Raw genomic sequence first — 12,223 nt, forward strand, 5'->3', positions numbered from 1 at the left:
CGGCGGCGGCGCCGTCCCGGCTGCCGGACGGCGAGGCCGAGTCGGCCGGGGTGGATGCTCCGCGGGCGTCGGAGGATTCGGTCCTCGCGTCGTCCGGGCCGCCGCAGCCGGACACGGCCAGGGTCAGGGCGGCCAGTACCGCGAGGGCCGCGACCGGGACGACCGGGACGCGGCGCCGATGCGTACCCGTCTCCTGCGTCCTGTCCCTCGTCGTTGTTGCGTTCGTGGCCACTGTCTCCCCCGTTTCCCGTGTGCCGACCGGCCGATGGTGGCGATCGGTGGATTCTTCGCTGTTCCGGCGGCGAGTCTTCCCCGGGGCCGTACGGGTACAACCATCGAGCCGCGCGAAGGGTCATTCTGAGTGAAAGGGAGCAACACGACCTTCCTCAGCAAAGCGATCATTTCGACTCGTTCGACGGGGGACCCTCATGAGCTCGACCCGCTCGCGCACTCGCCGTGGCGCCGCCGCGGCGCTCACCCTCTGTCTGGCCGCGGGGCTCGGTGCCGCCGGTGCCGGTGCCGCCGGTGCCGGCACCGGCGGTGCCGGTAGTGCCGGCAGTGCCGGCAGTGCCGCACCGCAGTCGCAGAAGTCCGCGCAGAAGACGGAGCGGCAGCAGATCGCCCGGTCCGTGCTGGGCGACGACTACAAGATCACCCTCACCGCGCTCCGGTCCGCCGAGGACCCCTACGCCGCCTCCGTGCGGCTGCAGGTCTTCCAGAAGTCCGGCGGCTCCTGGAAGGAGTCGGACCGGGTGACCGTGGGCGAGGTGGGCGGCTGGTTCTGGTATCCGCTCACCGGCAAGGGGGCCGTCTGCCAGTTCTCGACGGCGAGCACCGAGCCTGCGCCGCTGACGGTGAGCCTGTTGGTCACGCCGTCCATCGGCTGCTCCGACCCGGTGCACTACCTGGTCAAGGACGGCCGGGTGTACGCCCATTGACCGGCCGGAAGGGCCGGTGACGCGCGAAGCGTCCGGGACGGCTCCCGTGAGCCGTCCCGGACGCTTCCGGTGGAGCGGGGATCAGGCGCGGCGGTCGGCCAGGTCGAACCGGTCGAGGTTCATCACCTTGTCCCACGCCTTGACGAAGTCCTGGACGAACTTCTCCTTGGCGTCGTCGCAGGCGTAGACCTCGGCCAGTGCGCGCAGCTCGGAGTTCGAGCCGAAGACGAGGTCGGCGCGGCTGCCCGCCCACTTGACCTCGCCGGTGGCCGCGTCACGGCCCTCGAAGGTGGTCTGGTCCTCGGAGGTCGCCTTCCACGTCGTGCCCAGGTCGAGCAGGTTGACGAAGAAGTCGTTGGTCAGCACGCCCGGGGTCTTGGTGAAGACGCCCAGCTGCGACTGCTGGTGGTTGGCGCCCAGCACCCGCAGGCCGCCGACGAGGACCGTCATCTCGGGGGCGCTCAGGGTGAGCAGGTTGGCCCGGTCGAGCAGCAGGTACTCGGCGGTCAGCCGGTTGCCCTTGCCCAGGTAGTTGCGGAAGCCGTCGGCGCGCGGCTCCAGCGCGGCGAAGGACTCCGCGTCGGTGTGCTCCTCGGTGGCGTCGACCCGGCCCGGGGTGAACGGCACCTGGATGTCGAACCCGGCGTCCTTGGCGGCCCGCTCGATCGCGGCGCAGCCACCGAGGACGATCAGGTCGGCGAGGGACACCTTCCGCGCGGCCCCGGCGTTCCAGTCCTGCTGGACGTTCTCCAGGGTGCGCAGCACGACCGCGAGCTGGTCGGGGTCGTTGACCTCCCAGTTGCGCTGCGGTTCCAGGCGGATGCGGGCACCGTTGGCGCCGCCCCGCTTGTCGCTGCCGCGGAAGGTGGAGGCCGACGCCCAGGCGGTGGTGACCAGCTGGGAGACGGTCAGGCCCGAGTCGAGCAGCTTGCCCTTGAGCGCCGCGATGTCATCGGAGTTGATGACATCGCCCTCCCACTCCGGCAGCGGGTCCTGCCACAGCAGGGTCTCCTCGGGCACCTCCGGGCCGAGGTAGCGCACCTTCGGGCCCATGTCGCGGTGGGTCAGCTTGTACCAGGCGCGGGCGAAGGCGTCCGCGAACTCGTCCGGGTTCTCGTAGAAGCGGCGCGAGATCGGCTCGTAGATCGGGTCGAAGCGCAGCGACAGGTCCGTGGTGAGCATCGTCGGCAGGTGCTTCTTGGACGGGTCGTGCGCGTCCGGGATGATCGGCTCGGCGTTCTTGGCGACCCACTGCTTGGCGCCGGCCGGGGACTCGGTGAGCTCGTACTCGTACTCGAAGAGGTTCTTGAAGAACGAGTTGTCCCACTTGGTGGGCGTCTCGGTCCAGGTCACCTCCAGGCCGGAGGTGATGGCGTCCTTGCCCTTGCCGGTGCCGTAGGTGCTCTTCCAGCCCAGGCCCTGCTCCTCCATCGGCGCGGCCTCGGGGTCGGGGCCGACGTGGTCGGCGGGGCCGGCGCCGTGGGTCTTGCCGAAGGTGTGGCCGCCGGCGATGAGAGCGACGGTCTCCTCGTCGTTCATCGCCATCCGGCGGAAGGTCTCACGGATGTCGCGGGCCGCGGCGATCGGGTCCGGGTTGCCGTTCGGGCCCTCCGGGTTGACGTAGATCAGACCCATCTGGACGGCACCGAGCGGGTCCTCCAGCTCGCGGTCGCCGGTGTAGCGCTTGTCGTCGAGCCAGGTGGTCTCGGGACCCCAGTACACGTCCTCCTCGGGCTCCCACACGTCCTCGCGTCCGCCCGCGAAGCCGAAGGTCTTGAAGCCCATCATCTCGAGGGCGACGTTGCCGGAGAGGATCATCAGGTCGGCCCACGACAGGTTGCGGCCGTACTTCTTCTTCACCGGCCACAGCAGGCGGCGGGCCTTGTCGAGGTTGGCGTTGTCCGGCCAGCTGTTGAGCGGGGCGAACCGCTGCTGGCCGGAGCCGGCGCCGCCGCGGCCGTCGTGGATCCGGTACGTACCGGCGCTGTGCCAGGCCATACGGACGATCAGCGGGCCGTAGTGGCCGAAGTCGGCGGGCCACCAGTCCTGGGAGGTGGTCAGCACCTCGGCGATGTCACGCTTGACCGCCGGCAGGTCCAGGGACTGGAACGCGGCGGCGTAGTCGAAGTCCTCGCCCATCGGGTTCGCGGCGGGCGGGTTCTTGGCCAGGATCTTCAGGTTGAGCCGGTCCGGCCACCACTGGCGGTTCCCGCCGCCCTGCGTGGGGTGGGGGGCGCGCCCGTGCGCGACCGGGCAGCCACCTGTCTCCTCCGCCTTCGCGTCGGTGACGATCGCGTCATGGTTCTCGGTCATCAGGATTCCTTCCGGGCGAAAACGATTCGCGCAGTTCAGCTCGTGCGGGAAGTGCTGCAGCCGGGGCACAGGCCCCAGAAGACGACCTCGGCCTCGTCGACGGTGAAGCCGTGGTCCTGTGAGGCGGTCAGACACGGCGCGCTGCCGACGGCGCAGTCGACGTCGGCGACACGGCCGCAGGACCGGCACACGAGGTGGTGATGGTTGTCCCCGACGCGGCCCTCGTACCGCGCGGGGCTGCCGGCCGGCTCGATCCGGCGTATCAGACCGGCATCGGTGAGCGCGTTCAGCCCCTCGTACACCGCCTGCAGGGACACGTGTCCTATGCGTCCGCGCACCTGGGTGGCGATGGCCTCGACTCCGAGGTGGTCGCCCTCGCGGACGGCGTCGAGCAGCGCGACACGGGCGGCCGTCGCACGCAGGCCGGCGCCGCGCAACTCGTCGGCGGTGGTGAGCCGGGATGCGGTCATGAGGCAGAACCTATCGCCCTAGACACGATTAATTCCAGAGTACGAACCGTTCCAGATATGGTCTCGTTCCTCGGGCGACCTACCACCAGAATAGGGACACTACACCCATATGCGTCTGAAACCTTCGCCGTGACGCCGGACGGAAGCGGTGCGTGTGCGGCTCAGGCGGCCGCCCGGGACGACCGGGGCGCCCGGGGTGAGCGGGGGCGGACGGTGCGTGCGGGCACGGCGGGCTTGCGTACGGGGCGCACTCGGTAGGTGGTCCGCGCCGGGTCGACGACCGGCTCGCCGAGAGTGATCCGGCCTGCGGCGAGCAGCGCCTCGCACTCGGCGGTCGGCAGGGCGACGTAACAGCTGCCGCGGCCGGTACGGGGATCGAACTCCTGCCAGTAGCGGTACCGGCGGCGCCCGTCCGCGTGCACGGTGAGGAACACCGGCGCACCGGTGTCGTGGAGGATGCGCAGCACATCCGCGGCGGCTGCAGTCAGGGGGCCGGCCGGTCCTCTGCGGGAGCCGGCGGGGCCAGGGGTGGGGCCCGGGAGTGACTGCATCACGGTGGCCTTTCTCTGCGGCTCTCTGCGGCGGGTACCAGGACCGTCTACCCGGCGCAGCCGGTGTCGATCTTGTCTGCCGCGCATTGTGCAGGAAGGCACTGACACCGCAAGTGAGACCGCGTGCGCGCTCAGCAGCTTCCGTGCCGCTGTCCCGGGGACCGAGTCGTTCAGGACGCCCGGTCGAGGATCGCGTTCAGGGTGATGGCCGCGTCGATCAGGGCGAGATGGGTGAACGCCTGGGGGAAGTTGCCCAGTTGGCGTCCCGTGGGCGCGATCTCCTCCGAGTACAGGCCCAGGTGGTTGGCGTAGCCCATCATCTTCTCGAACACCAGGCGCGCCTTGTCGGTCCGTCCCGCCCGTGCCAGGGCGTCGACGTACATGAACGTGCAGAGCGAGAAGGTCCCCTCCGAGCCGCGCAGTCCGTCGGGCGACGCCTCGGGGTTGTAGCGGTAGACCAGGCTGTCGCTGACCAGCTCCTCCTCCATGGCGTTCAGGGTCGACGACCACCAGGGGTCGTCGGGGGTGAGGAACCCGACCGTCGCCATGCGCAGCAGCGAGGCGTCCAGCACGTCACTGGCGTAGTGCTGCACGAAGGCGCGGCGCCCCTCGTGCCAGCCCCTGGACATGACCTGCTCGTAGCAGGCGTCGCGTGCCCGGCGCCAGCGCTCGGCCTCGGCCGGGCGGCCGCTGGACTCGGCGAGGCGCAGGGCGCGGTCGAAGGCCACCCAGGACATCACCCGGCCGTAGGTGAAGTCCTTGCGGCCGCCGCGGGTCTCCCACAGGCCCTCCTCGGCCTGGTCCCAGTGGTCGGCCAGCCAGTCGAGGTCGGTCCGCAGCGCGCCCCATCCGCGGTGGTCCACCCGGAGCCCGTGCCGGTGGGCGAAGTGGATGGAGTCCAGCGCCTCGCCGTAGAGGTCCAGCTGGAGCTGGGTGGCGGCGCCGTTGCCGATGCGGACCGGGGCGGAACCCGCATACCCCTCCAGATGCGGCAGCACCACTTCGTCCAGCTCGGAGGAGCCGTCCACCGCGTACATGACGTTCAGCGGGCCGGTGTCGCCGTGCTTCCCGGCGCGTTCGGCCACCCGGTCGGCGAGCCAGCGGATGAACGCCCTCGCCTCGTCGGTGAAGCCCAGTCCGAGCAGCGCGTACACGGAGAAGGAGGCGTCCCGGATCCAGGTGAACCGGTAGTCCCAATTGCGCTCGCCGCCGAGCTGTTCGGGGAGCGAGGCGGTGGGGGCGGCCACCACGGCACCGGTCGGGGCGAAGGTCATCAGCTTCAGGGTGATCGCGGAGCGCTCCACGGCCTCCCGCCAGCGTCCGGTGTACGTGGAGTGCCGCAGCCAGGAACGCCAGTAGGCGACCGTGTCGTCGAACAGCTGCCGGTACTCCGCCAGCCGCAGCTCCCTCGGCGGGCCCTCGGCGCCCCACTCCAGGACCGCGCCGCGCTCCTGGCCCGCCTCCAGGGTCAGGGTGAAATGCAGGGCGTCCTGCCGGTCGGCCACCGCGTCCAGCAGCCGGGCGTCGTCGGGTTCACGGATCGGGTGCACCGTGAGGCTCGTACCGTCCTCGCAGGCGAAGACGACCCCGTGCTCGCTGAGATTGATCACGTGCCGCTTGCGGCCGTAGTCGAAGCCCGGCTGCACCACCACCTCGAAGATCATCCGGCCGCGCACACAGCGCACCATGCGCACCAGCCGGTGACGATCGGTCACGGAGGTGCCGGTGACCACCATGAAGTCGATCACTTCCCCGGCTCCGGCCTGGGTCATGAACCGGGTGATCAGGACGGCGGTGTCGGGCAGGTACAGCTGCTTGGTCGCGTAGGTCTGGTGCAGCGGCCGGACGGTGCAGCGCCCGCCCCTGTCCTTGTCGAGGAGGGAGCCGAACACGCTGGGCGAGTCGAACCTCGGGGCGCAGAACCAGTCGATGCTGCCGTCGGTGGTCACCAGCGCCGCCGTCTGGAGATCGCCGATCAGGCCGTGGTTCTCGATCAGCGGGTAGTCGTCCATCGGGCGCCGCCCTTCCGGTGCGTGATCCACCGCGAGCCCCCTGGCAACAGACTAAGCAGGGGGAACGGGATCGGCGCGGGAGCCGGAAAGGGTGGTGCCATGGGCGCCACCGGTCGCGGCGGGCCCCGAGAGACGAAGGGCGTTCAGGCGGCGGGGTCCAGGCGGACGCAGCACCGGCCGGGTTCGGGTGCCAGGCGCGCCCGGTAGCCGGTGGCGCCGATGCCGTCGAGGACGCCGCGCAGCAGGTGCAGGTTCATGCCGCAGACCGTCTCGGTGTGGGTGCGGGCCAGCGCGTGGAAGGGGCAGTTGCCGAGGACCACGGACTCGCCCTCGCGCCGGGGTTCGAAGCCGTACCGGTCGAGCAGCGGCACGACCTCCCGCTCGGCGCTCTCCGCCGCCAGCCGCTGCCCGCACTCCTCCGCCCTGCGGTGCAGGACGTCGCGGACCGGTTCGCCGGTGGCGGCGGACTCCTCCACGGCGTGGGCGAGCAGGCGTCCGGCGAGTTCGTAGCGGCGGTCGGGGAGGCTGACCGTGAACTGCCGGGCGGAGCGCCGGTAGAGCTTCGCCGGCCGGCCGGCGCCGGGCCCGGTGCGCCCGCTGCGGCGCTCGTAGACGACGTCGAGCAGCGACTCGCCGGCCAGCCGGTCCAGATGGAAGGCGGCGGTCTGCCGGGCCAGGCCGAGAGCGGCGGCGGCCTCGTCGCGGCCCACGGGGCGGGGGCTGCGGACCACGTAGTCGTACAGCCTGCGGCGGGTGGGCTCGCCCAGGGCGGCGATGGCGGAGACCTCCGCCTCGCGCGCCGCCTGCGTGCCGTCCGCCGCGGGTTCCGCGTCGTTCCGTGCCGTCTGGTCGTCCACGCAGCCAAGTGTAAAACCCATCGCCATTGACTAAAGAACGAGGGAGGGTTTCTATTGTCAATGAGAGCTGTCTATAGAAGACGGCAATGCGACAGAAGGAGTCGATCATGGCTTCCACGACCAGCAGCACCCCGGCCGCGGCCCGGCGGGCCTCCCTCGCCGATCCCGGCTATCAGGCATTCGTGATCCTGCGCACCGGATTCACGGTGGCGCCGATCCTGTTCGGGCTCGACAAGTTCGCCAATCTGCTCACGGACTGGCCGGGCTATCTGGCGCCGTGGCTCGACGACGTCGTGCCGGGCAGCGCCCAGGCCGCCATGTACGCGGTGGGCGTGATCGAGATCGTCGCCGGAGTCGTCGTGGGGCTCGCGCCGCGCTTCGGCGGCTGGCTGGTGGCCGGATGGCTGGCGGGCATCATCGTCAACCTGCTGACCTACTCCGGCTACTACGACGTCGCGCTGCGGGACTTCGGCCTGCTCCTCGGCGCGGTCGCGCTGGCCCGGCTGGCTCAGCGCTACCACGGTCCCCGCGTCCAGGACGCGTAAAACATGCGGGGAGCGCGGGGAGGGCGCGAACGGTGCCCCTGCGGGCCGGTGCTGTCAGCACAGCACCCGCAGCGCCCCCGGCAGGACCCGGGCCGTGACCGGGAGGACGGCATCGACCTCGCCGTCGGCGCCGTAGGGGACGTCTCGGTCGGCGGCGATGCGTATCTCGCGGCCGCGCAGGATCCGCACCTGGGGCCGGTGGACGTGGGCGCCGGTCTTCAGCTCGTTCATCAGGGTGAAGAAGAGCCGCCTCGGGGCGTCCTCGATCATCACGACGTCGAGGAGGCCGTCGTCGACCCGGGCGCCGGGGGCGATGACACGGCCGGAGCCGTAGTAGCCGGAGTTGGCGGCGACCACGGTGTAGCCGGTGAAGCGGTGCTCCTCGCCGTCGACGGTGACGGTGTAGCGGGCGGCCCGCCAGGTGGTGACGGCGCGCAGGCCGCCCGCGTAGTAGGAGGCGGAGCCCTTCAGGACGGTCGAGCGGTTGGCGTGGCGGTTGGCGAGCGCGTCCACGCCGGCGTAGACGCTGCCGAGCACGGCGGTGCGGTCGTGGACGGCGGAGCTGACCTCGATGGTGTCCACGAGCCGCGGCTCGTTCTCCAGCAGGATGCGGGCGAGCGGCTCGGGGTCGTGCGGCAGCCCCAGGGCGCGGGCGAAGTCGTTGCCGCGGCCCGCCGGGACGAGCCCGAGGACGGCGCCGGTCCCGCTGAGGGCGCCGCCGATGCCGCCGGCCATGCCGTCGCCGCCCACGGCGAGGACGACATCGCCCCGCTCCCCCGCCTCGCGGGCCAGGTCCCGGGCGTGGTCGAGGCTGCGGCTGTACTCGGTCCGCAGCCCGGCTCCGGCCTCGCGCAGCAGCCGGGCGACGGCGAGCAGCGCAGCCGCTGAGCCGGCTCCGCCCGCGGTGGGATTGACGACGGCGGTGAACTGTCGCATCTGGGCGCCTCCGGGCGGCCGACGAGGTGGGGTGACGGGGCTGGCGGTGGGTCGGTCGGTGGTTCAGTCGGCGGGCAGCAGCACGCCGGGGTTGAGCAGTCCGGCCGGGTCGAGGCGCTTCTTCACGGCACGCAGGGCGTCGATGCCGAGGGGGCCGGCCTCGCGGACGTACCAGTCGCGGTGGTCGGTGCCGACCCCGTGGTGGTGGCTGATGGTGCCGCCGGCGGCGAGGATCGCCTCGTTGGCGGCGTGCTTGGCCCGGGTCCAGTGGGCCACCGGGTCCTCGCCCTGGGCGGAGACGACGGTGAAGTAGAGCGAGGCGCCGTTCTCGTAGACGTGGGAGATGTGGCACATCACCAGCGGCGGGGTGCCGGCCTCGGTGAGCGTGGCCGTGAGCGCGTCGCGGACGGCGGTGTACAGCCCGGGGATGCGGGACCAGAAGGTGGCCGTCTCCAGCGTCTCGGCGAACGCCCCGGCGTCGAGCAGCGAGTCGCGCAGATACGGGGCCGAGTAGCGGCCGTGCGCCCAGCGCTCGCCCGGCTCCTCGCCGAGCGGGATGCCGCCGCACTCGCGCAGCACGGCCGCGGCGCGTTCCCTGCGGTGGGCGGTGTCCTCGGCGGTGCCCTCGTAGCCGGCGACGGCCGTGCATCCGGCGGACTGCAGGCCGCCGGAGCCGATCGCGTCGGGCTGGGCGAGGCCGACCAGGGTCTCGGTCTCGTCGGACAGACGCAGCACCGTGGGACGGGGTCCGTCCTGGGCGAGCCGGCGCAGCGCGGTGGCGCCCTCGTCGAAGGAGGCGAAGCGCCAGCCCTCGTAGACGCGGGTCTCGGGGACGGGCCGGATGCGCACCGTCACCGAGGTGATGACGCCGAAGGCTCCCTCCGAACCGAGGATCAGCTGGCGCAGGTCGGGGCCGGCGGCGGAGCGCGGGGCGCGGCCGGTGTCCAGGGTGCCCTCGGGGGTGGCGAGGGTGAGGGAGAGGACCATCTCGTCGAAGCGGCCGTACCCGGCGGAGGCCTGTCCGCTGGAGCGGGTGGCGGCGAAGCCGCCGATGGTGGCCCACTCGAAGGACTGGGGGAAGTGGCCGAGGGTGAAGCCGTGCTCGGCGAGCAGCGCCTCGGCCCGCGGGGCGCGCAGTCCTGGCTGCAGGGTGGCGGTGCGGGAGACCGGGTCGAGGTCGAGCAGCGCGTCCATCCGCCTGAGATCCAGGGCGACGAAGGGGCCGCGCCGTTCGGGGGCGAGGCCGCCGACCACGGAGGTGCCGCCGCCGAACGGGACCAGCGGCAGGCGGTGTTCGGCGCAGGCCCGCAGGACGGCGACGACCTCGTCGTGCGAGGCGGGCAGCAGCACGGCCGCCGGGATGTCGTCGAGTTCGCCGGCCCGGATGCGCAGCAGGTCGGGGGTGGACTTGCCGCGGGTGTGCCGGACGCGCGTCTCCGGGTCGGTGCGCACGTGCTCCTCGCCGCCCAGGGCGTCGGCGAGGGCGCGGTGTGCGGCCGGGGGGAGGCCGGGGTCGGGAACGGTCAGCTCCTCGAGGGCGAGCGGTGCGGCCTCGCGGGGCTTGACGCCGAGCAGGTCGTGCAGCAGCCCGGTCACCGTGCCGGGCAGCGGCGTGGCCTTGGCCGGGTCGCCCCAGCCGCTCCACAGCATGTCCATGACTGTCGTCCTCACCGTCGTAATGAGCGATGCCGTCGCCCGACGGCCTCACGTGGCGTTACACTGTGACACATGACGCCTATTCGTCACAACGGCTCGGGCAACGACGCGGTGCTGGACGCGGTGCGCGACGCCGTCCTGGCCGTCGGAGTACGCCGCACCACGCTCACCGACGTGGCCCGCCGCGCCGGGGTCTCCCGGATGACGCTGTACCGGAGATGGCCCGATGTGCGGTCGCTGGTCGGGGACCTGATGACCCGGGAGTGGATCGCGGTGGCCACCGGCGCCATGCCGGAGCGCCGGCCGGGGGTGACCACCCGCGCGCTGATCGTGGACGGGCTGGTGGCGGGGGTGCGCGCGTTCCGGGAGCACCCGCTCTTCCGCAAGATCGTCGACGTGGACCCCGAACTGCTGCTGCCCTACGTCCTCGACCGGCGCGGAGCGAGCCAGGAGGCCCTGCTGGAGCTGCTGGCCGGTGTGCTGCGCGAGGGGCACGACGACGGTTCGGTGCGTGCCGTCCCGGCCGAGCGGCAGGCGCGGTCGGTGCTGCTGATCGTCCAGTCCTACGCCCTGTCCCTGCGGACCATGACCGACGAGGACGACCCCGAGCTCGGCGAAGAGGCCTTCCTCGCGGAGCTGCGCCACATCCTGGAGAGGACCCTCACCCCATGACGCCCGCCAGTGGCCCGCCCGCCGCCTCCTCCCTGTCCGCCGCACGGCGCGCCCGTGAACTGACCGCGACGGTGGGCGGTCCCGCCGTGGACGTCCTGGTCGTCGGCCTGGGCGCCACCGGTGCCGGGGTCGCCCTGGACGCCGCGGCGCGCGGTCTGAGCGTGGCCGCGATCGACGCGCACGATCTGGCCTTCGGCACCTCCCGGTTCAGCAGCAAGCTGATCCACGGCGGGCTGCGCTATCTCGCCTCCGCACAGCTCGACGTCGCCCACGAGAGCGCGGTGGAGCGCGGGGTGCTGATGGAGCGCACCGCTCCCCATCTGGTCGGCGCCCAGCCGTTCGTGCTGCCGCTCACCCCCCTGGTCTCGCGCGCGCAGGCGGCGCTGGCGCGGGCCGGTTTCCACGCCGGTGACACGCTGCGCCTGGCGGCCCGCACCGCGCGGGCGACGCTGCCGCCGCCGCGCCGGCTGTCCGCGGTCGAGACCCGGCACCTGGCCCCCGTGGTGCGCGGGGACGGGCTGCGCGGGGGTCTGCTGTCCTGGGACGGCCGGCTCACCGACGACGCCCGGCTGGTGACCGCCGTCGCCCGCACCGCCGCCGCGCGCGGGGCGCGCATCCTGACCCGGGTGCGGGCACTCGCCCTGACCGGTTCCGGGGCCCGGGTCCGTGACGAACTCACCGGCGAGGAGGGCGAGATCCGCGCCCGTGCGGTGATCAACGCCACCGGCGTGTGGGCGGGCGGGCTCGTCGACGGCATCCGGATCCGCCCGTCCCGCGGCACCCATCTGGTGCTGCGGCCCGAGTGCCTCGGCCCGCTGCCCGCCGGGCTGCACATCCCGATCCCCGGCGAGAGCAACCGCTTCGTGCTGGTGCTGCCGCAGGACGACGGCCGGGTCTACGTCGGGCTGACCGACGAGCCGGTGGATGGGGACATCCCCGACGTGCCCGAGGTCCCGGAGTCCGACGTCGGCTTCCTGCTCGACGTGCTGGGCTCGGTGCTGGACGCGCCGGTCCGCCGGGAGGACGTGGTGGGTGCGTTCGCGGGGCTGCGCCCGCTGCTGGACACCGGCGGCGGCACGGGCCCGTCGCCGCGCACCGCCGACATCTCCCGGCGGCACGCCGTGCTCACCTCCCCCGACGGGGTGGTCACCGTCGTGGGCGGCAAGCTCACCACCTACCGGCGGATGGCGCAGGACGCGGTGGACGCCGCGGTGCGCCAACGGCGGCTGCCCGCCGGGCGGTCGGTCACCGCCTCGCTGCCGCTGGTGGGCGC

11 protein-coding genes and 1 pseudogene are annotated in these 12,223 nt (G+C 72.6%); 4 read left to right on the forward strand and 8 right to left on the reverse strand.

The features are described from left to right. Positions 1-232: pseudogene (locus ABD207_RS10730) on the reverse strand (hypothetical protein); the annotation flags it as partial. Between the two features lie 196 nt (positions 233-428). On the opposite strand from ABD207_RS10730, the gene ABD207_RS10735 reads away from it, so the two are divergent. Further along, positions 429-938, forward strand: a complete 510-nt coding sequence (locus ABD207_RS10735) for a hypothetical protein (protein WP_344011957.1) — start codon at positions 429-431, stop codon at positions 936-938. An 81-nt stretch (positions 939-1,019) separates the two neighbouring features. On the opposite strand, the gene katG is transcribed toward ABD207_RS10735, so the two are convergent. The 5 genes from katG to ABD207_RS10760 form a co-directional block, all read right to left on the reverse strand. Continuing rightward, entirely contained in the window at positions 1,020-3,251 is a 2,232-nt protein-coding gene (gene katG, locus ABD207_RS10740) for a catalase/peroxidase HPI (protein WP_344011958.1), read from the reverse strand. A 35-nt stretch (positions 3,252-3,286) separates the two neighbouring features. Next, positions 3,287-3,721 carry a Fur family transcriptional regulator gene (locus ABD207_RS10745; RefSeq protein ID WP_344011959.1) on the reverse strand — a complete coding sequence of 145 codons (435 nt, stop codon included), beginning with the start codon at positions 3,719-3,721 and terminating at the stop codon, positions 3,287-3,289. Positions 3,722-3,882: 161 nt separating this feature from the next. Beyond that, on the reverse strand, positions 3,883-4,272 hold the full coding sequence (locus ABD207_RS10750; RefSeq protein WP_344011962.1) for a hypothetical protein: 390 nt from the start codon (positions 4,270-4,272) through the stop codon (positions 3,883-3,885). A 170-nt stretch (positions 4,273-4,442) separates the two neighbouring features. After that, on the reverse strand, positions 4,443-6,284 hold the full coding sequence (locus ABD207_RS10755) for a glycoside hydrolase family 15 protein (protein WP_344012056.1): 1,842 nt from the start codon (positions 6,282-6,284) through the stop codon (positions 4,443-4,445). Between the two features lie 143 nt (positions 6,285-6,427). Continuing rightward, on the reverse strand, positions 6,428-7,141 hold the full coding sequence (locus tag ABD207_RS10760) for a helix-turn-helix transcriptional regulator (RefSeq protein WP_344011965.1): 714 nt from the start codon (positions 7,139-7,141) through the stop codon (positions 6,428-6,430). Between the two features lie 107 nt (positions 7,142-7,248). On the opposite strand from ABD207_RS10760, the gene ABD207_RS10765 reads away from it, so the two are divergent. Further along, positions 7,249-7,686 (forward strand): hypothetical protein, encoded by a 438-nt coding sequence (locus ABD207_RS10765; RefSeq protein WP_344011966.1) that lies wholly within the window; start codon positions 7,249-7,251, stop codon positions 7,684-7,686. A gap of 54 nt (positions 7,687-7,740) precedes the next feature. Here the strand turns inward: ABD207_RS10765 and ABD207_RS10770 are convergent, their stop codons facing one another. Together ABD207_RS10770 and ABD207_RS10775 are read right to left on the reverse strand one after the other, a co-directional pair. After that, positions 7,741-8,622: a YegS/Rv2252/BmrU family lipid kinase gene (locus ABD207_RS10770; RefSeq protein WP_344011967.1), complete on the reverse strand. Its 882-nt coding sequence runs from the start codon at positions 8,620-8,622 to the stop codon at positions 7,741-7,743. 63 nt (positions 8,623-8,685) lie between these two features. Further along, entirely contained in the window at positions 8,686-10,278 is a 1,593-nt protein-coding gene (locus ABD207_RS10775) for an FAD-binding oxidoreductase (protein ID WP_344011969.1), read from the reverse strand. Positions 10,279-10,350: 72 nt separating this feature from the next. On the opposite strand from ABD207_RS10775, the gene ABD207_RS10780 reads away from it, so the two are divergent. Then, the gene (locus ABD207_RS10780) at positions 10,351-10,950 is read left to right on the forward strand and encodes a TetR/AcrR family transcriptional regulator (protein ID WP_344011971.1); all 600 of its coding nucleotides are present in this window, start codon (positions 10,351-10,353) and stop codon (positions 10,948-10,950) included. After that, positions 10,947-12,223, forward strand: a 1,277-nt coding sequence (locus ABD207_RS10785; RefSeq protein WP_344011972.1) for a glycerol-3-phosphate dehydrogenase/oxidase, incomplete at its 3' end; no start/stop codon positions are given. The genes ABD207_RS10780 and ABD207_RS10785, both read left to right, overlap by 4 nt.

It is taken from the genome of Streptomyces thermospinosisporus, assembly GCF_039526425.1.
Taxonomy (GTDB): Bacteria; Actinomycetota; Actinomycetes; order Streptomycetales; family Streptomycetaceae; genus Streptomyces; species Streptomyces thermocarboxydovorans.